Source organism: Motiliproteus sp. SC1-56 (assembly GCF_017309075.1).
GTDB lineage: Bacteria > Pseudomonadota > Gammaproteobacteria > Pseudomonadales > Balneatricaceae > Motiliproteus.
Genome location: NZ_JAEMGS010000007.1, coordinates 59,947 through 81,040 on the forward strand (window position 1 = coordinate 59,947; position 21,094 = coordinate 81,040).

At 63.2% G+C, this 21,094-nt stretch carries 25 protein-coding genes and 5 tRNA genes; 11 read left to right on the forward strand and 19 right to left on the reverse strand.

All coding sequences use genetic code 11. The features are described 5' to 3' along the window. Nucleotides 1–64: 64 nt before the first annotated feature. The 4 genes from JGZ97_RS09180 to JGZ97_RS09195 form a co-directional block, all read right to left on the reverse strand. The gene (locus JGZ97_RS09180) at nucleotides 65–1,006 is read right to left on the reverse strand and encodes a ribose-phosphate pyrophosphokinase (RefSeq protein WP_207062326.1); all 942 of its coding nucleotides are present in this window, start codon (nucleotides 1,004–1,006) and stop codon (nucleotides 65–67) included. Between the two features lie 62 nt (nucleotides 1,007–1,068). Continuing rightward, nucleotides 1,069–1,143, reverse strand: a tRNA-Gln gene (locus JGZ97_RS09185). Nucleotides 1,144–1,303: 160 nt separating this feature from the next. Next, entirely contained in the window at nucleotides 1,304–1,909 is a 606-nt protein-coding gene (gene lolB / locus JGZ97_RS09190; protein WP_207062327.1) for a lipoprotein insertase outer membrane protein LolB, read from the reverse strand. A 1-nt stretch (nucleotide 1,910) separates the two neighbouring features. Beyond that, the gene (locus JGZ97_RS09195; protein WP_207062328.1) at nucleotides 1,911–3,665 is read right to left on the reverse strand and encodes a tetratricopeptide repeat protein; all 1,755 of its coding nucleotides are present in this window, start codon (nucleotides 3,663–3,665) and stop codon (nucleotides 1,911–1,913) included. Between the two features lie 185 nt (nucleotides 3,666–3,850). Here JGZ97_RS09195 and hemA point away from each other — a divergent pair, with 185 nt between their 5' ends. From hemA to luxS, 6 genes are read left to right on the forward strand one after another with little or no spacing between them, the layout of a single operon-like run. After that, nucleotides 3,851–5,128 carry a glutamyl-tRNA reductase gene (gene hemA, locus JGZ97_RS09200; protein WP_207062329.1) on the forward strand — a complete coding sequence of 426 codons (1,278 nt, stop codon included), beginning with the start codon at nucleotides 3,851–3,853 and terminating at the stop codon, nucleotides 5,126–5,128. Next, complete coding sequence (prfA, locus tag JGZ97_RS09205) at nucleotides 5,125–6,201, forward strand: peptide chain release factor 1 (protein ID WP_207062330.1); 1,077 nt, start codon at nucleotides 5,125–5,127, stop codon at nucleotides 6,199–6,201. The genes hemA and prfA overlap by 4 nt, the downstream gene beginning before the upstream one ends. Nucleotides 6,202–6,210: 9 nt before the next feature. Beyond that, entirely contained in the window at nucleotides 6,211–7,047 is an 837-nt protein-coding gene (gene prmC / locus JGZ97_RS09210; RefSeq protein WP_207062331.1) for a peptide chain release factor N(5)-glutamine methyltransferase, read from the forward strand. Nucleotides 7,048–7,051: 4 nt separating this feature from the next. Then, complete coding sequence (gene moeB / locus JGZ97_RS09215; protein WP_207062332.1) at nucleotides 7,052–7,819, forward strand: molybdopterin-synthase adenylyltransferase MoeB; 768 nt, start codon at nucleotides 7,052–7,054, stop codon at nucleotides 7,817–7,819. Further along, a complete protein-coding gene (locus tag JGZ97_RS09220; RefSeq protein WP_207062333.1) occupies nucleotides 7,803–8,237 on the forward strand; it encodes a CoA-binding protein in 435 nt (144 codons plus the stop codon). Before moeB ends, JGZ97_RS09220 begins: the two co-directional genes overlap by 17 nt. A gap of 54 nt (nucleotides 8,238–8,291) precedes the next feature. After that, on the forward strand, nucleotides 8,292–8,804 hold the full coding sequence (gene luxS, locus JGZ97_RS09225; protein WP_207062334.1) for an S-ribosylhomocysteine lyase: 513 nt from the start codon (nucleotides 8,292–8,294) through the stop codon (nucleotides 8,802–8,804). Nucleotides 8,805–9,196: 392 nt separating this feature from the next. Here the strand turns inward: luxS and JGZ97_RS09230 are convergent, their stop codons facing one another. From JGZ97_RS09230 to JGZ97_RS09275, 10 genes are all read right to left on the reverse strand, one after another. Further along, nucleotides 9,197–9,823 carry an alpha/beta fold hydrolase gene (locus JGZ97_RS09230; protein ID WP_207062335.1) on the reverse strand — a complete coding sequence of 209 codons (627 nt, stop codon included), beginning with the start codon at nucleotides 9,821–9,823 and terminating at the stop codon, nucleotides 9,197–9,199. A 40-nt stretch (nucleotides 9,824–9,863) separates the two neighbouring features. Beyond that, a complete protein-coding gene (locus JGZ97_RS09235; RefSeq protein ID WP_207062336.1) occupies nucleotides 9,864–10,181 on the reverse strand; it encodes an antibiotic biosynthesis monooxygenase in 318 nt (105 codons plus the stop codon). 24 nt (nucleotides 10,182–10,205) lie between these two features. Further along, entirely contained in the window at nucleotides 10,206–11,048 is an 843-nt protein-coding gene (locus tag JGZ97_RS09240; RefSeq protein WP_207062337.1) for a Dyp-type peroxidase domain-containing protein, read from the reverse strand. A gap of 75 nt (nucleotides 11,049–11,123) precedes the next feature. Further along, nucleotides 11,124–11,744, reverse strand: a complete 621-nt coding sequence (locus JGZ97_RS09245; RefSeq protein WP_207062338.1) for a hypothetical protein — start codon at nucleotides 11,742–11,744, stop codon at nucleotides 11,124–11,126. A gap of 65 nt (nucleotides 11,745–11,809) precedes the next feature. Beyond that, the gene (locus tag JGZ97_RS09250) at nucleotides 11,810–12,289 is read right to left on the reverse strand and encodes a histidine phosphatase family protein (RefSeq protein WP_207062339.1); all 480 of its coding nucleotides are present in this window, start codon (nucleotides 12,287–12,289) and stop codon (nucleotides 11,810–11,812) included. Between the two features lie 139 nt (nucleotides 12,290–12,428). After that, complete coding sequence (locus tag JGZ97_RS09255; RefSeq protein ID WP_207062340.1) at nucleotides 12,429–13,130, reverse strand: ABC transporter ATP-binding protein; 702 nt, start codon at nucleotides 13,128–13,130, stop codon at nucleotides 12,429–12,431. Nucleotides 13,131–13,134: 4 nt separating this feature from the next. Further along, nucleotides 13,135–13,902 (reverse strand): high-affinity branched-chain amino acid ABC transporter ATP-binding protein LivG, encoded by a 768-nt coding sequence (gene livG, locus JGZ97_RS09260; protein WP_207062341.1) that lies wholly within the window; start codon nucleotides 13,900–13,902, stop codon nucleotides 13,135–13,137. Further along, on the reverse strand, nucleotides 13,895–15,160 hold the full coding sequence (locus JGZ97_RS09265; RefSeq protein WP_207062342.1) for a high-affinity branched-chain amino acid ABC transporter permease LivM: 1,266 nt from the start codon (nucleotides 15,158–15,160) through the stop codon (nucleotides 13,895–13,897). The genes livG and JGZ97_RS09265 overlap by 8 nt, the downstream gene beginning before the upstream one ends. Further along, nucleotides 15,160–16,086, reverse strand: a complete 927-nt coding sequence (gene livH / locus JGZ97_RS09270; protein WP_207062343.1) for a high-affinity branched-chain amino acid ABC transporter permease LivH — start codon at nucleotides 16,084–16,086, stop codon at nucleotides 15,160–15,162. Before livH ends, JGZ97_RS09265 begins: the two co-directional genes overlap by 1 nt. A 71-nt stretch (nucleotides 16,087–16,157) precedes the next feature. After that, nucleotides 16,158–17,267: a branched-chain amino acid ABC transporter substrate-binding protein gene (locus JGZ97_RS09275; RefSeq protein WP_207062344.1), complete on the reverse strand. Its 1,110-nt coding sequence runs from the start codon at nucleotides 17,265–17,267 to the stop codon at nucleotides 16,158–16,160. A gap of 365 nt (nucleotides 17,268–17,632) precedes the next feature. Here JGZ97_RS09275 and JGZ97_RS09280 point away from each other — a divergent pair. The 4 genes from JGZ97_RS09280 to JGZ97_RS09295 all read left to right on the forward strand — a co-directional run bounded on the left by JGZ97_RS09280 (nucleotide 17,633) and on the right by JGZ97_RS09295 (nucleotide 18,031). Beyond that, nucleotides 17,633–17,723, forward strand: a tRNA-Ser gene (locus JGZ97_RS09280). A gap of 13 nt (nucleotides 17,724–17,736) precedes the next feature. Further along, nucleotides 17,737–17,812: transfer RNA gene (locus JGZ97_RS09285), tRNA-Asn, on the forward strand. Between the two features lie 45 nt (nucleotides 17,813–17,857). Continuing rightward, a tRNA-Lys gene (locus JGZ97_RS09290) sits at nucleotides 17,858–17,933 on the forward strand. A gap of 22 nt (nucleotides 17,934–17,955) precedes the next feature. Continuing rightward, nucleotides 17,956–18,031: transfer RNA gene (locus tag JGZ97_RS09295), tRNA-Lys, on the forward strand. 253 nt (nucleotides 18,032–18,284) lie between these two features. Here the strand turns inward: JGZ97_RS09295 and JGZ97_RS09300 are convergent. Both JGZ97_RS09300 and greB read right to left on the reverse strand, forming a co-directional pair. Further along, nucleotides 18,285–18,473, reverse strand: coding sequence for a PLD nuclease N-terminal domain-containing protein (locus tag JGZ97_RS09300; RefSeq protein WP_207062345.1), 189 nt, complete (start codon nucleotides 18,471–18,473; stop codon nucleotides 18,285–18,287). Nucleotides 18,474–18,537: 64 nt separating this feature from the next. Continuing rightward, nucleotides 18,538–19,041: a transcription elongation factor GreB gene (gene greB / locus JGZ97_RS09305; RefSeq protein WP_207062346.1), complete on the reverse strand. Its 504-nt coding sequence runs from the start codon at nucleotides 19,039–19,041 to the stop codon at nucleotides 18,538–18,540. 159 nt (nucleotides 19,042–19,200) lie between these two features. Here greB and JGZ97_RS09310 point away from each other — a divergent pair, with 159 nt between their 5' ends. Further along, nucleotides 19,201–19,608, forward strand: coding sequence for a hypothetical protein (locus JGZ97_RS09310; RefSeq protein WP_207062347.1), 408 nt, complete (start codon nucleotides 19,201–19,203; stop codon nucleotides 19,606–19,608). A gap of 3 nt (nucleotides 19,609–19,611) precedes the next feature. Here the strand turns inward: JGZ97_RS09310 and JGZ97_RS09315 are convergent, their stop codons facing one another. The 3 genes from JGZ97_RS09315 to JGZ97_RS09325 are packed head-to-tail and all read right to left on the reverse strand — an operon-like array spanning nucleotide 19,612 to nucleotide 21,093. Beyond that, complete coding sequence (locus JGZ97_RS09315) at nucleotides 19,612–19,995, reverse strand: hypothetical protein (RefSeq protein WP_242521653.1); 384 nt, start codon at nucleotides 19,993–19,995, stop codon at nucleotides 19,612–19,614. Then, nucleotides 19,982–20,248: a hypothetical protein gene (locus tag JGZ97_RS09320; RefSeq protein WP_207062349.1), complete on the reverse strand. Its 267-nt coding sequence runs from the start codon at nucleotides 20,246–20,248 to the stop codon at nucleotides 19,982–19,984. The genes JGZ97_RS09315 and JGZ97_RS09320 overlap by 14 nt, the downstream gene beginning before the upstream one ends. Beyond that, a complete protein-coding gene (locus JGZ97_RS09325; protein ID WP_207062350.1) occupies nucleotides 20,248–21,093 on the reverse strand; it encodes a putative RNA methyltransferase in 846 nt (281 codons plus the stop codon). The genes JGZ97_RS09320 and JGZ97_RS09325 overlap by 1 nt, the downstream gene beginning before the upstream one ends. Nucleotide 21,094: the final 1 nt, after the last annotated feature.

Consider the following 21,094-nt stretch of genomic DNA (forward strand, 5'->3'; position numbering starts at 1 on the left):
CGACCAGGATATTGCAGCGGTTACGGGTTCCCCGGAAGGGGAGTGGTTATCCGCGCGGCGCTCCTCAGAGGAACATCGCGCTGATGGATTCTTCGTTGCACACCCGGCGGATTGATTCGGCCAGCAGTTCGCACATGGTGAGCTGGCGGATGCGCTCGCAGGCCGCAGCGTCCTCGCGCAGCGGCAGGGTGTCGGTGACCACGAGCTCGTCCAGGCTGGAGTTGTTGACGTTCTCAATGGCCCGGCCGGAGAGCACCGGGTGGGTGGCGTAGGCCACGACCCGGGAGGCGCCGTGATCCTTGAGGGCGCTGGCGGCCTTGCACAGGGTGCCGGCGGTGTCGCACATGTCGTCCACCAGGATGCAGGTGCGCCCGGTGACGTCACCGATGATGTGCATCACCTGGGATTCGTTGGCCTTTTCCCGGCGCTTGTCGATGATGGCCAGATCGATGTTGAGCTGTTTGGCCACGGCACGGGCGCGCACGACGCCGCCCACGTCGGGAGAGACCACGATGGGGCTCTCGTAATTCTGGTTCTTGATCTCGTCCAGCAGCACCGGTGAGCCATAGACGTTGTCCACCGGGATATCGAAAAAGCCCTGGATCTGGTCGGCGTGCAGGTCGACGGTCAGTACCCGGTCAATGCCCACGGAGGCCATCATGCTGGCACAGACCTTGGCGCTGATCGGTACCCGGGCCGAGCGGGGGCGTCGGTCCTGGCGGGCGTAGCCAAAGTAGGGCACCACGGCAGTGATACGGGTGGCCGAGGCGCGACGCAGGGCGTCGGCCATCAGGATCAGCTCCATCAGGTTGTCATTGGTGGGCTGACTGGTGGACTGGATGATGAAAACATCCTTGCCGCGAACGTTTTCGTTCAACTCCACCGCGATTTCGCCATCGCTGAAGCGGCCGATGGTGGCTTTTCCGAGAGAGATGCAGAGCTTGTTTGCGACCTTTTCGGCCAGTGCCGGATTGGAGTTTCCGGAGAAGACCATTAGCTTGGACACGCTGGGTACCTTCTTGGACGGTGGCGGTGAGTATGGGTGGAGTCGGGCGGTAGTATTAAAAATGGCTGGGGTGGCAGGATTCGAACCTACGCATGACGGGATCAAAACCCGTTGCCTTACCGCTTGGCGACACCCCAGCAACTCAAAATCGGGCCAGGCCCGTTTTCGAGCGGCATATTTTCGGGGAAGGGTGAGGCGTTGTCAAACGTTGGGTGAAAATTAGCCGTTCCGGGGAGGGCGATGCGGCTTGAGTTCCTTCCGGTCGGGTGGTCTTGGGGGGCAGCCGGGAGCGTCCCGTCAGCTATGGGGCGGCGGTGGGAGTGTCCACTCTTTGAGCAGCAGCACGACCCTGAGTGAATCGCCGTGGCTGAGAATCAGGCGACGCGGCAGCTGGGGGGGCGGCCCGTCCTGGTACTCCCGGTACTGAATCACCCAGCCCTGCTGTTCAAGCCGCTCCAGGCGGTTCTGCGGGTCCAGCGTGTGGCGGCTCGGATAGTCCGGTGCCGGTAGCCCCCGGACCCAGTAGTGCAGCTGGCTGATTGGCAGGTGCCAGCCGAGCTGCGCTTGTAGCATCTGTTCGGGGGTGGCGGCTTGAAAACGGCCTTCACCGGCGATGTCCAAGGTCACCAGCCCCGGCGTCCCCTGGATTCTGACCGAGCCCTGACCCAGGGGGCCGGCGAGGAAAATCTGGTAGCGCCGGGGCTGCTGGGTCCAGTTGAGGCTGGCGGAGGTGTAGCGGTCGGGCTGGCGGACGCCCATTTTGCCCAGCACCTGCCAGCTTTCAAGCGCCTGCAGCTGTAGCTGGCGGGCGGCCCACCCAGGCGCCTGGGAGTCCGGTAGCGGGGCCGTGGCACAGCCGGCGAGCACCAGGACCGCAAGGGCTGCGATCAGCCGCGTCAACATACTAGCTTTCCCGCGCGGAGGTCTTGCCCGCCTCCTCGATGGCCCGCAGCAACAGCGGGCTGTCCGGAGTCTGCTCCAGCGCCTCCTCCCAGACCTGCATGGCCTGCATTTTTTTGCCCAGCGCCCAGTAGACTTTGCCGAGGTGGGTGGCGATCTCCGGGTCTGGGAAGCTGTTGTAGGCCCGCTGCAGGTATTCGAGCGCCTTGTCGTAGTTGCCCAGGTTGTAGTAAGCCCAGCCCATGCTGTCGAGGATGGCGGGATCGTCGGGTTTAATGGCCAGGGCCCGTTCGATCAGGGCCAGGGCTTCTTCATGGCGGTCGGTGTGGTCGGTGAGGCTGTATCCCAGGGCGTTGAGGGCGGTGGCATTGTCCGGGTCCAGTTCCAGCAGGTAGCGCAGGTCGGACTCCAATAGTTCCAGATCGCCCTGCTTTTCTCCGAGCAGGGCCCGGCTGTAGCGCAGGCGGACGTTGTCCGGGTGGGTTTCCAGCGCCTGGTCAAGCAGCGCCATCGCCTGGTGGTCGAAGTCACGCTCGATCAGCCAGCTCGACTCCAGGGCGTAGAGAGTGGGAGCGGCATCGGGGAACTGCTGTCGCGCCTGGGACATGATCTGGCCCAGGCGTGGCTGGGCCTGGGGCTGGTCCAGGATTTTGACAACCTCGGCATAGCTCGGAAGAAAATAGGTGGACTCGGTGACCTGCAGGTAGTGCTCCAGGGCGTTCTCGGCCTCGCCTTGCTGCTGGTCGATGCGGCCCAGGTAGTAATGCAGGGTGCTGCTCATCCCGACCTGCTCGGCAAGGCTGCTGAAGTAGGCTTCGCTGGTGTCGAGCTGGTTGTGCTCGAGCATCAGTGCGCCGAGGTAGAAGTGCAGGTTGTGGTCTCTTGGGTAGCGTGTCAGGAGTTGATCGGCCTGCTGCTCGGCTAGCGGGTACTGGCCCTTTTCCAGCAGCAGTCGCGTATAAAGGGTGCGCATCTGCTTGTGATCGCGTCTTTCCAGCTCCTCGCGCAGGTGGCCAAGGGCCGTGTCCAGGTGGCCGGATTTGCTCTGCAGGTCGGCCTCCAGCAGGATGGCCCGGTCAAGGGCGGGATCCTGTTCCAGTGCCTGCTGGGCCAGCGCCAGGGCGCCGGGAATGTCCCCTTGGTGCTGGATCATCACCGCCTTGACGTAAAGCAGGGGGGCCAGGGGCTCAACGGCCAGCATCCTGTCGATCTGCACTACGTAGGCCGCCCGCTCCTCGTCGCTCATCTGTTGCGCCTGGTTCGCCAGGGCATCGATGGCCCGCAGGTCGTCTCCCTCCAGCACCTTTTCCAGCATGGGCAGGGCCTTCTCGCGGTCGCCGCGCAAAATCAGCTCGGTGGCGGCGAAACCGTAGGGGGTCGGGTTGTCCGGTTCGACGTCGATCCACAGCAGGGCGGCTTTGAGCAGCGCTTCGCGGTTGCGGGCCTGTCCAGCGAGCTGCAGGGCGCGTTTGATAACGCCCAGGTCGCGGGTCTGCTCGGCCTGCTCCAGGTAGTTGCCCAGGCTGACGCCGGTCAGCCCCCGGGAGGCGGCCATTTCTGCCACCATCAGGGAGTAGAGGGTCGCGGGCTTGAAACTACCGGTGGTGGCGGGCGGTGCCTTGGCTGTCGCAGCCGGCTTGGGCGTCTGCGTGGCTTGGGGAGGGGGGGAGGCCTCGTGAGAGGCGCAACCGGCCAGAGCCAGGGTCAGGGCGCCGGTGGCGAGGGTAAAGCAATGATGGGTCTTGGTTATTTGCGGCAAAATGGAGCATTCCCCGTTAAAGTAGAGCCTTACTATAAAGCAGCAGCGACCCGAATGTCAGGCCGCTGCGGGGCGTCGGAAGCGGTATTATTGTTTGGCGCTGAGAAATAGACCCTCGTTTTCAATATTCGCTCAATTAAAGTTATCATTACGCGCTTGTTTGATCTGGAGACGTGAAACCCCCGATGGCGCTGCTCGCTTTAGGCATCAATCATAAAACTGCGTCGGTGGACGTGCGCGAAAAGGTCTCCTTTGCGCCTGAGCAAATGGAGGCGGCGCTGATCCAGGCCAGCAGCTTCGCGAATGTCGGCGAGGTGGCCATTCTATCTACCTGCAACCGTACCGAACTCTACTGCTCCGCGGAGCAGGCGGGAAGCCGGCAGTTGCTGGAGTGGATGGGGGAATACCACGGCCTCGAGGTCAAGGACCTGGAGGCCTGCAGTTACTGTCACTGGGACGAAGCGGCGGTGCGACATATCATGCGCGTGGCCTGCGGCCTGGACTCGCTGGTGCTCGGCGAGCCGCAGATTCTGGGGCAGCTGAAGTCCTCGTACGCGGTGGCGCAGGCCGCCAACTCCGTGCGGGCCGAGCTGGGGCAGGTCTTTCAGTACGCGTTTTCCGTCGCCAAGCAGGTGCGCACCCAGACCGCGATCGGCGAGAACCCGGTATCCGTCGCCTATGCCGCCGTCAGCCTAGCCCAGCATATTTTTGCTGACCTCAGCGAGAGCCGCGCGCTGTTGATCGGGGCCGGCGAGACCGTTGACCTGGTGGCCCGTCACCTCAAGCAGGCCGGGATTCGTGAGCTGGTGGTGGCCAACCGGACCCTGGCCCGGGCCCAGGCCCTGGCCGAACAGTTCGATGCCAAGGCGGTGCTGCTCGCCGATATCCCCGAGGCACTGGAGAAAGCCGATATCGTGATCTCCTCCACCGCCGCGCCCCTGCCCATCCTGGGCAAAGGGATGGTGGAGCGGGCGCTGAAAAAGCGCAAGCACCGGCCCATGTTCATGGTGGACATTGCCGTGCCCCGGGATATCGAGCCGGAAGTGGAAGAGCTCTCCGACGTCTACCTCTACAGCGTGGACGATTTGCGCGAGGTGATCGAGGAGAACGTCAAGTCCCGCGAGACCGCGGCCCGTGAGGCCGAGGCGCTGATCGACCAGGGCGTGATCCAGTTCATGGAGCAGATGCGCTCGCGGGGCGCCGTGGACACGCTGCGGGCGTTGCGGGCCAAGGCTGAGCAGACGCGGGATCAGGAGCTGGCCAAGGCCCTCAAGCAGTTGAGCAAGGGGCAGGATCCGGAGAAGGTGCTGGCGCACCTAGCTCGGGGGCTGACCAACAAGTTTATCCATTCACCCAGCGTGCAGATGAAAAAGGCTTCGGCAGAAGGTCGCCAGGAGCTGCTGACGCTGACCCGGGAGCTGTTTGAGCTTCCTCCCGGCAATACCCCCGACGAGCCCCGATGAAACCTTCGATTCTGAACAAACTGGATACCCTCAAGGACCGCTACGAGGAGCTGGCCGCGCTGCTCGGCGATGCCGAGGTGATCGCCGACCAGGCGCGCTTTCGCGATTATTCTAAGGAGTACGCCGAGCTTGAGCCGGTGGTGCAGAGCTTCGGCGAGTACCTGCAGGTGCAGGAAGACCAGGAGGCCGCCAGGGAGATGCAGGCGGATCCGGAGCTGCGGGAGATGGCCGAGGAGGAGCTGAGAGAGGCCGGGGCGCGTCAGGCAGGCCTGGAGGCGGAGCTGCAGCGCTTGCTGCTGCCCAAGGACCCCAACGACAGCCACAACACTTTTCTGGAGATTCGCGCCGGCACCGGCGGCGACGAGGCCGCCATCTTCGCCGGCGACCTGTTCCGTATGTATTCCAAGTATGCCGAGAAGCAGGGCTGGCGCATCGAGGTGATCAGCGAGAGCCCCGGCGAGCACGGCGGTTACAAGGAGATCATCACCCGGGTGGTGGGCAAGGATGTCTACTCCCGGCTCAAGTTCGAGTCCGGTGCTCACCGGGTGCAGCGGGTGCCGGAAACCGAGTCCCAGGGGCGCATCCATACCTCGGCCTGTACCGTGGCGATCATGCCGGAAGTTGAGACCACGGATGCCGTGGATATCAACAAGAACGATCTGCGTATCGACACCTTCCGCGCTTCCGGTGCCGGGGGCCAGCACGTCAACAAGACCGACTCGGCGATCCGCATCACCCACCTGCCCACCGGGATCGTGGTGGAGTGCCAGGAAGAGCGCTCCCAGCACAAGAACCGGGCCAAGGCGATGTCGCTGCTGGCATCGCGCATTCTCGCCGGCATCCAGGCGCAGCAGGCCGCCGACCAGGCTGATGCCCGCAAGAGCCTGGTGGGCAGTGGCGACCGATCGGAGCGGATCCGCACCTACAACTTTCCCCAGGGGCGGGTTACCGATCATCGCATCAACCTGACCCTCTACAAGCTGCCCGAGGTGATGGAGGGTGAGCTGGACGCGGTGGTCGACCCGCTGGTGCAGGAGTACCAGGCGGACCAGCTGGCCGCCATGGGCGACTGATCCGGCATCATGGCCCTGCGCATCGACGAGGCCCTGGCGCGCGCCGGCGAACTGGCCGAGATCAGCGACACGCCCTTGCTTGATACCCAGTTGCTGCTCGAGCACTGCCTCGACTGCAGCCGGGCCTATCTCTATACCTGGCCCGAGCGAGCGCTGAGTGCGCCCCAGGCCGCAGCCTTTGAAGCCCTGCTGGCCCGGCGCCTGCAGGGCGAGCCTGTCGCCCATATTCTCGGTTGCCGCGATTTCTGGACCCTGACCCTGGAGGTGAACCCCTCCACCCTGATTCCAAGGCCGGATACCGAGCGCCTGGTGGAGCTGGGGCTCGAGCGGCTCTCCGCGGCCCCGGCCCGGGTGGCGGACCTCGGCACCGGTACCGGCGCCATTGCCCTGGCGCTGGCCAGTGAGCGTCCCGCCTGGTCGATTACCGCGGTGGAGCGGGACAGCGCCGCCCTGGCCTTGGCCGAGCGCAACCGCGAGCGCCTGGGGTATGACAACGTGGAGGTGGTGGCCGGCTCCTGGTGCGAGCCTCTTGAGGGGCGCTATGCGATGATTCTCAGCAACCCCCCGTATATTGACGCCGCTGATCCACACCTGACCCAAGGGGACGTGCGCTTCGAGCCGCGCTCGGCGCTGGTGGCCCCCGAGGCGGGCCTGGGGGCAATTCGCACCATCGCCACCCAGGCATTGGACTGCCTCGAAGAGGCGGGCTGGCTGCTGTTTGAGCACGGTTACGACCAGGGGCCGCGGGTGGCGGAACTGCTGCGGGGGCTCGGCTACCGGCAGGTAGCCACATACCAGGACCTCGGGGGTAACGATCGGGTCACCCTGGGGCGACGAGGAACCTGAATTTATGATGACCGACGATCAGTTGTTGCGCTACAGCCGTCAGATTATGCTGCCGGCCCTGGATGTGGCCGGCCAGGAAAAGCTGCTGGCCGCCCGGGTGCTGGTGGTGGGGTTGGGCGGGTTGGGCTCGCCGGTGGCTATCTACCTCGCCGCCGCCGGCATCGGTCACCTGGTACTGGCCGATTTTGACCGGGTCGACCTCTCCAACCTGCAGCGCCAGATCGTCCACAGTAGCGCTGACATCGGCCGTCCCAAGGTGGCCTCGGCCCGGGACAGCCTGTTGGCCCTCAATCCTTCGATAGCGGTCACCGTGCTGGACCGCAAACTCGAAGGGGCCGACCTGGCCGAGCAGGTGGCGCAGGCCGATGCGGTGGTGGACTGCACCGACAATTTCAGCGTCCGCTTCGCTCTGAATGCCGCCTGCGTGGCGGCCGCCAAACCCTTGATTTCGGGCGCCGCGATCCGAATGGAGGGGCAGGTTTCGGTGTTTGACACACGCGACCCCGCCAGCCCCTGCTATCGTTGCCTTTACCAGGAGGGCGACGACAGCCAGCTGACCTGTTCGGAGAGCGGCGTGATCGCCCCTCTGGTGGGGATGATTGGAACCACCCAGGCCCTGGAAACTCTCAAGGTAGTGGCCGGCTTCGGGCGCCCCCTAGTCGGGCGTGTGCTGCTGCTGGATGCGTACACCCTGGAGTGGCGTAGCCTCAAGTTACGTCCTGACCCGGCCTGCCCGGTCTGTGGAGAACAACGCCATGCACCTGCAGTATGACGACGACGACCTCAGGGAGGTGCTGACCTCCACCCGCACCATTGCCATGGTGGGGGCAAGCCCCGACCCCCAGCGTGACAGCCACCGGGTGATGGCCTACCTGCAGGCCCGCGGCTACCGGGTGATTCCGGTCAACCCCGGTTGCGCCGGCGACGAGGTGCTGGGGGAGCGGGTATTCGCCAGCCTGGAAGACATTCCCGCCAGCGTGTCGGTGGACATGGTGGACGTTTTTCGCCGCTCCGAGGCGGTGCCGGAAATCTGCGAATCGGCGATCCGTCTCGGCGCCAAAACGCTCTGGCTGCAACTGGGGGTGGTTCACGGCCCCGCTGCACGGCGGGCTCGCGAGTACGGTCTCAACGTCGTGATGGACCGCTGCCCCAAGATCGATATTCCGCGCCTGGGCCTGGAAGAGGCGTGACGCCAGCTCCGTTTCTCGCAAGCCTTTGAAGGCGCGTTCACCAAGGAGTTTACAATGCCTTTGCTTGACAGCTTTACCGTAGACCACACCCGCATGAACGCTCCCGCCGTGCGGGTGGCCAAGACCATGACCACCCCTGGCGGTGATACCATCACGGTGTTCGACCTGCGCTTTTGCGTGCCCAACGAGGAGCTTCTTAGCGAGAAGGGGATCCATACCCTGGAGCACCTCTTTGCAGGCTTTATCCGCCAGCACCTCAACGGCAACGGGGTGGAGATCATCGACGTGTCCCCCATGGGCTGCCGCACCGGCTTCTACATGAGCCTGATCGGCACTCCGGATGAGCAGCGCGTGGCCGACGCCTGGATGGCGGCCATGGAGGATGTGCTGCAGGTCCAGAGCCAGCGTGATATTCCCGAGCTCAACGAGTACCAGTGCGGCACCTATCGCATGCACTCGCTGGAGGAGGCGCAGAAAATTGCCCGTGCTATCAAGGAGCGGGGCGTTGGGGTGAACAGTAACGCCGAACTCAAACTGGACCCCAAGTTCCTCGAAGCCCACTCCTGAACCGGGCCCGGCGGCGGGCAGCCTTGATCGATGGTTAAGGCCGCCTGTCATCGTGATGGCCCAATTTCCCCATTTAGCCCTTTAGCCGCTCGCCCGTTGCCAGATCACTGGTGAGACCCTGGTCAAAAAAAGGCCGCACGCTGCAAGTGGCTGGAAACCGTTGGCGGCTGGGACTTTTCCCACAGCGTACAACAGCTTTATCCACAGCTTCAGTGGATAAAGCGCCCCGCTAGGTGCCATGCCTCGGCCTGGCAATAAGGCCGACATCTGGGCCTCCATGAGAAGTCCGTTTGCCCGCTGAGCCTCTCCGGCTAACGACGCCCTCCACAGCCTGCTGCGATTGCCTTGTGGCGGGGCTTTGTGGGGGTGAGTGGGTTTGCTGCGTCCGCGGCCTAGAAGGTGAGGATAAAACTGGCCATCCGCTCCGCGGCGTTTTCCAGGTGCCCGGCCTCGGTAAACCCTGACGTCTTACGGGGTTTGAAGCTGTGATCACCGTCTTCAAGGAAGTGGCAGCGCACTGCCGGGGAAAAGGGGTAGCTTTGAACCTCTTCGCGGCGCCCGAAGGTGTCGCGGCTGCCCTGCAGAATCAGGGTGGGCGTGCGGATAGACGCGAGGTGTTCGCCGCGAAACCGCTCGGGTTTGCCGGGCGGATGAAACGGAAATCCCAGGCAGATCACGCCGGCGATGCCGAGCGTTTCGGCCTCCTCGGCGGCCAGCAGGCTGGCCACGCGCCCGCCCATGGATTTGCCGCCGATAATCAGTCGGTGACCGTCCCCCTGGGCGACCACCTGTTCGCGAAAGGCCTCGAGCAGGCGGGGAAGCCGGTCGGGGGGGCGCTTTTTACCGTCGTCGCGGCGTTTGACCATGTAGGGAAACTCAAAGCGGATCACCTGGATCCCGGCTTCCCCCAGGTTCTCAGCGACTACGTCCATAAAGGGGTGGTCCATCCCGGCCCCGGCACCGTGGGCGAAGATAAAGTGGTGGCTGGCACCTGCCGGGCCGTTGATCAGGGTTTGCATAGACGTGATCCTGTGGGTAGGGCGCGAAGTTCCGGCGGACTCAACCTTTCTCCTGGCTCAGCACCGACTCAAAGCCCTCGAACCGGGGCGGGCCCAGGTAGATGCCCTTGGGGCTGGCGGCGTTGGCGTGAGCCTTTCGAAACGCCTCGGAACGGGTCCAGGCGTCAAAGGCGGCCTGACTCTCCCACTGGGTGTGGCTGGCATAAAGGGTATGGTCATCGCCGGTGGGGCCCCGAAGGAGGTTGAAGGCCTTGAAGCCCGGCACCTGGTCGAGGTGGGTCTCACGCTCGCGCCAGATCTTCTCGAAGGTCTCTTCTTCACCGTGCTTGATCTGAAAGCGGTTCATGGCGATGTACATGGGGTGCTCCTTTGCTTATCGGGATCAGGGGTCAAGGGCCGACAGGTCGAGGCGCCCCTGATGCAGCGGCGGGCACCAGTAGTAGCTGCCGCTCAGGGGGCGGGAGTAGCGAAACAGGGAGGCGGGCAAGTGGTCCTCAAGACCGATCAGGCAGCGCAGCCGGGCCTCGAAAGCATCCAGGCTCTGGCCAAAGGCGATGAACACCAGGCCGGCTCGACGCCCCTCGATCCAAGGTTGTGAGCGGCGCAGCATCAGACGCTCGGGGGCGAAGTCTTCCTGCTTAGGCGCTGGAGCCCGGGGGGCTGCGGGCTCATCGGGCGCCTCTGGGGCCCTGTCACTCAGCGCGTCAAAACTGTCTAAGTCGTGCTGCCACTGCTGGACCGCGACAAAGCTGGAGCCGGCCAGCCGTTCTGGAAGATGGGTGATTGCCGCCAGCACCGCCTCCTCGCCTTCGGGGTTTTCCAGGTCCTCCCCGTCGCCGGTGAGATCCAGCCCCGGGCCGAAACGAAAGCCCTCGATCGCAAGCTCAAGGGAGAGGTCTTCGTTCAGCTGCCGCTCGATCATCCGTCCCCGGTGCAGCAGTTCGCCCCGATCCTCTCCGCGCAGCCAGCACCAGAGGGCAAAGGGAGTGGAGGGAATATCGATGCCCCGGTGGCTTTGCGCGGGAAAGGGGCGTAATGGCTCGATGGTGCCGCCCAGGTGTTCCACCAGGGAACTGCCCAGCCCCACGACCAGCCGGTCGCCATCGGCCAGGCGTTCCAGGCGCGCCCGCAGGGTCTGGGTGGCCGCCTCGGGGCGCAGGGCGAAAAACAGGTAGCGGGAGCAGTCAGGGCGTGGCTCAAGAATACCGGGCTGGGCGAAACTCATAGGCGTTTCCCGTCGATGGCCAGGGGGGCGTGCCCAAAAGCTTAACCCAGCTGGCCCCGCTTGGCACCCGCCGGCTCAGGAGTGGGCCCACTGGCGCTGGATCGCAAGATCCTGCTGCTTGCGCCGCGCAAACGTCTTCAGTGCCTCTGAGCAGGGGAGCTCGGCGAGGTTGTCAGGCAGGGGCGCACCGGAGCTGATCAGCGCTCCGACCAGCATCTGTCGTTCATCTAGAAGCGCCAGGGCCAGGGGCGTTTGCCCCTGGGCATCGCAGCAGCGGATATCACCGCCATACTGCATCAACCGGTTGATCAGCAGCAGGGCCAGGTTATCGTCCCGCTCCAGTGCGGCAAAAAAACTCGCGCCCTGGGCCGCGTTGGCGTCCATCCCGGCGGCGAGCAGGGCGCTGAGCAGGGCCAGTGGCTGCTCCGAGGCCTGTACCGCCGCCACCCCCAGCGGGGTTCCCTGCGCGTGCGCGGGTATCTCGGCCCCGGCCTCCAGCAGCAGGTTCAGGCACTGTACCTGCTGCCCTTGCAGGGCGTGCAGCAGGGCAGGGGCGTGGGGGCGGCTCTCGGTCGCGAACGCCTGGTTAGGGTCTGCCCCGGCGCGCAGGGCGCGGGCCAGTGCCTGGCTGTCGTCGTTGAGCAGGGCTTTTCTCAGCTTCAAATTGCGCCGGTGGCGCCTGAGGCGTCTGAACATGATTGGGTATCCGTGGTTCCGGTGGCCGCACTGCAAGCGCGGGGCGGCCCGGGGCTGAGCGAGTCTCAGCGGGGGTAGTCGTGGTAGAGCACGGCGCCGCAGGCCTCGGAAAGCTCGCACCACTGGGTGATCGATAGCTGCAGCTGCAGCACCGTGCAGGGAAGAAAGTTGAAGGTCCCCGCGCACAGGTACTGGGCCAGCTGGCTGATGGCCGGGTTATGGCCCACCAGCAGCAGGTGCTTAATGTCGTCCGGTTGCCACTGCAACAGGTTGACCAGGGTGGTGTCGTAGCCGCTGTAGATGTCGGGAACCGTGTCGATCTCCTCGGGGGGGTAGTGCAGGGCGGCGGCAAAAATCTGGGCGGTATGCAGGGCGCGTTGGGCGCCGCTGCTGAGGATGCGGTCCGGCGGGTCGTCCTGGGCGGCGAACGCTTTGGCAACCACTGGGGCTTCCTGCAGCCCTTGCGGGCTAAGGGGGCGCTCGAAGTCGGTTCCTCCCAGGGGGGAGCTGGCCTTGGCGTGGCGGATCAGGGTCAGTCGTCTCATGGCGCTCCTCGGTCGGCGAGTGGACGGGGTGGCGGATCGCGAATGTGACTTAATTATCGTCAAGGTGTTCGCTTTCACCAGTGTTTAGGCACAAAAAAGGGCGGAATCGCTTCCGCCCTTTCTCTGTTCCGGGTCGCGTTTAGCCGCCCAGGTAGGCGTTGCGCACCTCGTCGTTGGTGAGCAGGGCTTCGCCCGTGTCCTGCAGGACTATGCGGCCGTTCTCCAGCACGTAGCCCCGGTCGGCGATCCTCAGCGCCTGGTTGGCGTTCTGCTCCACCAGGAAGATGGTGACCCCCTGCTTGCGCAGGTCGGAGATGATCTCGAAGATCTGCTGGATGATGATCGGGGCCAATCCCAGGGAAGGTTCGTCCAAAAACAGCATCTCGGGATTGCTCATCAGGGCGCGGCCGATGGCGAGCATCTGCTGCTCACCTCCGGACATGGTGCCGGCGCGCTGGTGTTCCCGCTCCTTGAGGCGGGGAAAGAGATCAAACACCAGCTCCAGGTTCTTGCGGTATTGGGCCGACTCCACGAAAAAGCCGCCCATGCTGAGATTCTCCTCCACGGTCATGGCGGAGAAGATGCGCCTGCCTTCAGGCACCACCGCCAGCCCCGAGCGCATGATGCTGTCGGTGGCTTCCTGGGTGATCTCCCGGTCCTTGAAGTGAATACGCCCGGCGCTGGCGCGCGGGTCGCCGCAGATCGTCATCATCAGGGTCGACTTGCCGGCGCCGTTGGCCCCGATCAGGGTAACGATCTCGCCTTTTTTTACCTCGAGACTGACGTCATCCAGAGCCTGGATCTTGCCGTAGTGGGTGGATACGTTTTCCAGTTTCAACATCGGTTCAGGCCTCTCCAAGGTACGCTTTAATCACGTCCGGGTTGTCCCGAACCTCGGCCGGAGTGCCGCTGGCCAGGGGCGTGCCCTGGTTGATGACGGCGATCTGGTCGGAGATGCCCATCACCAGGCTCATGTCGTGCTCGATCAGCAGAATGGAGACGTCGAATTCGTCCCGCAGGTTGCAGATCAGCTCGTCCAGCTCCTTGGTCTCGTTGGGGTTGAGGCCCGCCGCCGGCTCGTCGAGCATCAGCAGGCGCGGGTGGGTCACCATGCAGCGGGCGATCTCCAGTCGTCGCTGCTGGCCGTAGGAGAGGTTGCCGGCTTCGCGGTTGGCCATCTCCAGCAGGTTCACCTTCTTCAGCCAGAAGGCGGCGTTCTGCATGGCGCGATCTTCCGCCGCCCGGTAGGAGGGGGTCTTGAAGAAACCCGACAGCAGGTTGGTGTTCATCTGCAGGTGCTGCGCTACCAGCAGGTTCTCGATCACCGTCATGTCCTTGAACAGGCGCACGTGCTGGAAAGTGCGGACCATGCCCTTGCGGGCGATCTTGTGGCCCTTGAGCCCCTGTACCTGCTCGCCGTCGAACAGGATGGTGCCCTCGGTGGGGGTGTAGAAACCGCTGATGCAGTTGAATACGGTGGTCTTGCCGGCCCCGTTGGGGCCGATCACGGAAACGATCTCTTTCTCACGCACGGTCAGGCTGACGCCGTTGACCGCCAGCAGGCCGCCAAAGCGCATGGAGAGACCGGATACTTCAAGCAGTGCTTTATTCATGGGTCTTTAACTCCAGGTGCGGACGCTTCATGGGTACCAGGCCTTGCGGGCGCCAGGCCATCATAAACACCATCATCAGCCCGAACAGCAGCATGCGGTATTCCTGGAATTCACGGGCCAGCTCCGGCAGCACGGTAAGCAGTATCGCCGCGAGGATGACCCCCACCTGGGAGCCCATGCCGCCGAGCACCACGATGGCGAGGATGATCGCCGACTCGATGAAGACGAAGGACTCGGGGCTGATAAAGCCCTGGCGGGCGGCGAAGAAGCAGCCGGCAAAGCCGGCGAAGCTGGCGCCCATGGTAAAGGCGGTCAGTTTGACCACCGTGGGGTTGAGTCCCAGCGAGCGGCAGGCGATATCGTCCTCGCGCAGTGCCTCCCAGGCGCGGCCGATCGGCATGCGGGTCAGGCGGTGGATCACGTAGACGGTGATCAGCACCAGGATGACCGCCAGCAGGTAGAGGAAGATCACCTTGTGGGAGGCGTCGTAGGGTATGCCGAAGAACTCGTGGAAGGGCACGTTGCCCTCTTCCTTGGCGCGACGGCTGAACTCCAGCCCGAACAGGTCCGGCTTGGGAATACGGCTGATGCCGTTGGGGCCGCCGGTAAGTTCAGTCCAGTTGTTGAGCAGGATCCGAATGATCTCGCCGAAGCCCAGGGTGACGATGGCCAGGTAGTCCCCGCGCAGGCGCAGTACCGGGAATCCCAGCAGGAACCCGAACAGGGCCGCCAGCAGGCCGCTGATCGGCAGCGCCACCCAGAAGGAGACGTCGTAGTAGAGCGACAGCAGGGCGTAAGTGTAGGCACCCACCGCGTAGAAAGCCACGTAGCCCAGGTCCAGCAGGCCGGCGAGCCCCACCACGATGTTGAGGCCCAGCCCCAGCATGATGTAGATCAGGGTCAGGGTGGCCAGGTCGATGGCGCCGCGGGAGGCAAAGAAAGGCCAGATAAACATGCCGACGATCACCAGCGCCACGGCGATGCGTGTCAGCTTGGTGCGCTTGGGACCTTCCTCGGGCAGCATGCTGTCGATGCTGGGCAGCGACGGCAGTTTGATCAGCGAGGCAATCTGCTCACGGAACAGCTGGAACAGGAATACCACCAGGGTGGCGAGACCGATGGCGAGCCAGGTCTGGTCGCCGGCCAGTTCCGGAATCAGGGTGATGCCCTGGGTTTCCAGGTCGACCCCCAGCAGGAAGCTGGCGAGGATCAGCATCACCACGGCGGAAAAGAGGGCGGAGTAGATGGGCTTGTTCATCAGATTTTCTCCACCTCCGGTTTACCAAGCAGGCCCCAGGGGCGGAACAGCAGTACCAGCACCAGCAGGCTGAAGGCCACCACGTCCTTGTACTCGCTGCTGAAGTAGGCCGAGGTCATGGCCTCGGTGATTCCCAGCAGAATGCCGCCCAGCATGGCGCCGGGGATGGAGCCGATGCCTCCCAGAACGGCGGCGGTAAAGGCCTTGAGTCCGGCGATAAAGCCGATATAGGGGTTGACCACGCCGTAGTAGAGTCCCAGCAGCAGGCCGGCGACGGCGGCCAGCGCTGCGCCCACCACGAAGGTGAGGGCGATGATGTTGTTGGTGTTGATGCCCAGCAGATTGGTCATGCCAAGGTCCTGGGCGCAGGCGCGGCAGGCGCGCCCCCACTTGGAGCGGGTAATGAACAGGGTCAGGGCGGCCATGGTGATCAGGGTGACCACCCAGATAATCACCTGCATGTAACTGAGGCTGGCCTCAAAGGTACTGGCATCGCCGAAGGTCCAGCCGCCGCTGATCAGGGTGGGAATGGCGATATCCCGGGAACCCTGGAAAAGACGGACGAAATTCTGCAGAAAGATCGACATACCGATGGCGGAGATCAATGCCAGCAGCCGGGTGCGACCGCGCAGGGGGCGGTAGGCGACCCGCTCGATGCTGAAGCCGTAGGTGGCGGCGACCACCATGCTGACCAGCAACGCGGCCATGAAAATCATCGGCATGCTTTCCAGGCCCATGTAGGTGAGGCCGGCGATGACGATAAAGGCGATGTAGGTGCCGATCATGTACACCTCGCCGTGGGCGAAGTTGATCATGCCGATGATGCCGTAAACCATGGTGTAACCGATGGCGATCAGCGCGTAGGTGCTGCCGATGGTGAGGCCGTTCAGCAACTGCTGAACGAAGTAGAGGAATTGCTCTTGCATAGGATTCGTGACCCGTAACAAAAAACACCCTCTTCTTGTGAAAGAGGGTGTTTCATCAATACTCGAGAGGGTTATTTAACGGGGGTCTTGCTGCCGTCGTCATGCCACTCGTAGACCACGAAGCTGAACTCTTTCAGGTCGCCCTTGGCGTCGAAAGAGAGCTCGCCCGTGGGGGTGCTGAAGCTGTTGCCGCGGATGTAGTCAGCCATGGCATAGGTGTCCAGCTCGCCCACGGCGCTCATGGCGTCGGCCATGATCTGTACGGCAGAGTAGGCGGGGAAGACGAACGCGCCACTGGGGTCCTGCTCCTTGGCCTTGAAGGCGGCTACCAGCTCGGCGTTCTTGGGGTCCTGGTCGAAGCTGTTGGGCAGGGTGACCAGCAGGCCTTCGGAGGCCGCGCCGGCGATGGCGGTGATGTCCGGGTTGCCCACGCCTTCGGGGCCCATGAACTGGGCGTCAAACCCCTTCTCGGAGGACTGGCGCAGCAGCAGGCCCAGCTCCGGGTGGTAGCCGCCGTAGTAGACGAAATCGATGTTCTCTTTCTTCAGCTTGCCGATCAGGGCGGAGAAGTCCTTGTCACCGGAGGTGACCCCTTCGAACATCACGACGTTGACGCCAGCCTTGTCCAGCTCGTCCTTGACCGAGGTGGCCAAGCCTTCGCCGTACTGCTGCTTGTCGTGGATGATGGCCACGCGCTCGGGCTTGATGTCGTTGATGATGAAGTTGGCAGCAAAGGGCCCCTGCAGGCTGTCCAGACCGATGGTGCGGAAGATCAGCTGATAGCCTTTTTCGGTGATGGTGGGGCTGGTGGAAGCCGCGGTCACCATCATGATGCCCTCGTCCTCGTAGATGTCGGAGGCGGGCTCGGTGGAGCTGGAGCAGAGGTGGCCCACGACCAGTTGAATACCGTCGTTGACGATCTTGTTGGCCACGGCGGTGGCCTGCTTGGGCTCGCAGGCGTCGTCGTAGACGACGGCCTCAAGCATTTCGCCGTTGACGCCGCCAGCCTTGTTGATCTGCTCGATGGCCATCTTGGCGCCGGTAAACTGCATGTCGCCGTACTGGGCCACAGGACCGGTGACGGGGCCCGCCAGGGCGATCTTGATCTCTGCCTGGGCGGCGGTAGCGCCCATCAGGGCAGCGGAGGTCGCCAGCCCGAGGAGGGTTTTACTGAATTTCATTCTCGACTTTCCCGATATTTTGTTCTGTTTTTATTCGACGCACCGGTCACGACCGTACCGTCGACTCTTATCTACCAGGGGCGGCTCCAGCCCGCATGAATGCGGCTTTTGCGGGGTGCCACCTAAGGCGCTAACCATAACTTCAACCATTTGGTTAATGCAAATAATTCAAGGCATGTCAATAATAATGATCATAGATATCAAGTATCTTTGACGGGCGTTGAGAATCATCGCCGGGCGTTGATTTTTAGCACTGTCCGCATGCTGTAGGTCGGGCTTTCTGCGGGCCTGGAGGAACAGCCAAAAAAATTGGGCGGTGGGCGGTTGACTCTGCCGCCCAATGGTTTAATATGCACGCCCTCTGCGGAGGGGTGGCAGAGTGGTTGAATGCACCGGTCTTGAAAACCGGCGAGGGTTAATAGCCCTCCGAGAGTTCGAATCTCTCCTCCTCCGCCATTTTATCGGTTGATCCCCGATAGCTCAGTTGGTAGAGCAGTAGACTGTTAATCTATTGGTCGCTGGTTCGAGTCCAGCTCGGGGAGCCATCGATATCGCTTTTGCCCTTTTGGGGTGAAGGCCAAGTTCGGTTAGGGTCGTTAGCTCAGTTGGTAGAGCAGTTGGCTTTTAACCAATTGGTCACAGGTTCGAATCCTGTACGACCCACCACCGAACTACACTTTTCTTGAGCGGGTCGTTAGCTCAGTTGGTAGAGCAGTTGGCTTTTAACCAATTGGTCACAGGTTCGAATCCTGTACGACCCACCATCCCTGCTTTTCTTCGACTTCCTTTGATGCATCGATGGCGCGGCGTTTTCGTCGGGGCTCGGTCGTTCATTGTCGGAGAGGTTTGTGTCTTTAAATCCCCGTTTTTTGCTCACCGGTCGCTTGTTCGCAGGTTTAGCCCGTGCGCTGGCTGTTTTGCTGGGCCGCAGGGGAGGGAAGGCCGAAGTGTCTCCTCCGGCCCAGGCGGTGTGGCTCTGCGCCAGCTCCTGGGGGCTTGGCTTTCAGATGTTGGCGGTCAGGTCTTGGCCGTGCGGGGGCCGGCAAAAAACCAGATGATCAGCCCCAGTACCGGCAGCAGCAGGATTGCCAGCGTCCAGCCAACCTTGGCGGCGGTGGAGGCGGCGCTGTTGATGGTGTGGATAATCGCCCAGATATCCAGCACCAGCACGATTAGCCCGATCAGACTGTTGGGTTCGAAATTCATGGAACGCCTCCCTGGCGGATGGTTCTATTCAAACTAGCGCATCCTTTGCGGCGTCGCCAAAACGCTAGTGCGGGGTGTACTGGATGTCAGTCACCACGTACTCGCGCCGTCCTCCCGGGGTGTTCACCTCGACATCGTCGTCCAGGCATTTTTTGAGCAGTGCCCGTGCCAGGGGGGCGTCGATGCTGATATAGCCTTGGTCGGTATCGATTTCATCCGGGCCCACGATGCGGTAGCGGTGGCTGTCGCCGGCCTCGTCCTCCAGGGTGACCCAGGCCCCAAAGAAAATGCGGCTCTGGTCGGTCGGGGGGCGGTCCACCACCGTCAGTTCGTCCAGGCGTTTGCTCAGATAGCGCACGCGGCGATCGATCTCCCGCAGCTGCTTCTTGCCGTAGATGTATTCGGCGTTCTCCGAGCGGTCGCCCAGCGCGGCGGCCTCTTTCACCGCCTGTGTGACCTCCGGGCGCTTCTCCTTCCAGAGGTAGCGCAGCTCGGCGCGCAGGGCGCGTTCGCCTTCCACGGTGATGTAGGGGGATTTTTTAGGGGCCGGCGGGCGGTAACGTCCCATGGGAGTGAGTGTCCTAGTTGATGGAAGGGGGGGGAATTTTAGCCAAGGCGGTGTTGAATGTCCCGGCAACTCTTTTGGGTCGGTATAGCTAAAGGTTGTTCTTGAGTCGCCGATGTATTGGCTATACCGCAGTACCGATAACACGCCTTCGCGAGCATCATGAAGCCGGCCGAAATACTTACTTCACGCATTGACAGCCTTAACGAGGCGCTGAACCCGGCGGTACGTCGCACGGGCGGTGCTGAGTTCGCGTTGATGCTGAGCATGATCGCCGAATCCCAGGCGCTGGCGCAGCGGCTGCAGCGGGCCGAGGCCGACGATGGGCCGGCGGCGGTGGCGACCCGGGATCAGCTCTACGATGAGCGCCTGGTTGGCATGATGAGCGGTGGCTTGGCTCGGCAGCAGTTGGGCGATCTGCACATGGCGGTGAGCTGGGTAGAAACGGTGCCCCTGTCGGGGCGTCGCTCGGCGTCTGCGGAGCAGCCGTTGCTCGGCGCGGCCTTGGGCGTCAAAGCTTACTCCCTGCTCGATGAAATCCAGGAGTCCCGGGCCCGGGTGGCCGCCTGATTTTCATCCGCGCCAGAGTATGGTCTTCTCCTCGCTGGGGGTGATCGACCACCATTCGTCGGGCTCGTCTCCCTCCTTCCATCCCGAGGCGATGCAGCGGACTTCGCATTCAAATTCAGCGGCGGCTTCCCGGGCGCAATCGATATCCCTGTCCCAGGGGGTCTGATCACTGTCAAACCAGAGGCTGGTGAAATTACCCGCGGCTTTTTCCACCACCAGCGCCGGCAGGCGCTGGCCCTGCCAGCTTAGATAGAAACGTACGCCCTGCTTTGTGCTGCCGGCCGGCTCGACGGTGTCGAAGCGCGCCCTCAGCCACTGCTCGATGCGTACCAGGGGGTGGGCCTTGATGTAGATTTCGATATCCGGGTGGCGTTCAGGCGTTGTCATCATCAATAAACTTGAAAATTCTCAGGATGCTAAGGGCGACATAGCCCAAGGCTGCCACTATAACGCCGGTGGCGGTTAAAAGCAGCCCGGCAAGGGCGGTCAGTTCCTGCTCCAGCGAGGGGGAAAGGTGGTGCTCTGAGAAATAGACCAGTCCGAGTCCGGCGAAGCAGGTGGCTGCGCCGTACAGGACTAGGTTGAGGTTGCGCCGATGCTGACCGGCCTGCGCCAGGAGCCAGCGCTTAAGCTGGCCCATCAGCGGGCTTGGTAGAGGTTAAGCTGCACGTCTACCCCAATCGTGAGCTGTTGGCAGTTGGCAAGATTTTGGCGTGCATGGGCGCTGGCCCTCCACTGGTGTGGTGTCATGGCCAGCAGCTGAAGGATGGCTTCGCTGTGTTCAAGGGTAAAGTCGAACTGAACCTGTTCCTGCTCAACAGGGGAGAAATGTCGCTCCAGCTGTGGTGTGGGGTTGAAGGCGTTGCGTCGCACCTCCGGGTAGATCGCTTCGCGCAGCGTCAGCAGGTGGTCGGGGCCGGTGGTGGCGACCAGTAGGAGGCCGCCGGGTTTCAGTACCCGGTGCAGGGCGGCGGATTCCAGGGGGGCGAAGAGGCAGAGGGCGCCATCAAGCCCGTGCTCTGCCAGGGGAGGAGACTTGCTGCTGGCGACGATCCAGGTGATCGCTGGGTTGCGCTTTGCTGCCTGGCGCACGGCAGCCTTGGAGATGTCCAGGCCGATCAGGTCGCTGCCCGGCGCGTTGTCGTTAAGGGTGTGCTGCAGGCGGTCGGTGTAGTAACCCTCGCCGCAGCCGCAATCGAGTAACCTTAGAGGCTTCGGTGCGGGGTTGAGCGATTCCAGCAGCAGTCGGTTGATATGATCGGACAGGGGGGCGTAGTGGCCCTGTTCCAGAAAACTGTGGCGCGCCCGGACCATGTCCGGGTCGTCCCCCGGGGTTCGGCTGCGTTTGTTTTGCACCGGCAGCAGGTGAAAATACCCCTGCCGTGCCCGATCAAAGCCGTGACCTTGCGGGCAGCGCAGGCTGTGGGCTTCTGCCGCCAGCGTTTGTTGGCAAAGCGGGCAGCGTAGCAGTGGAGAGGGTGTCATC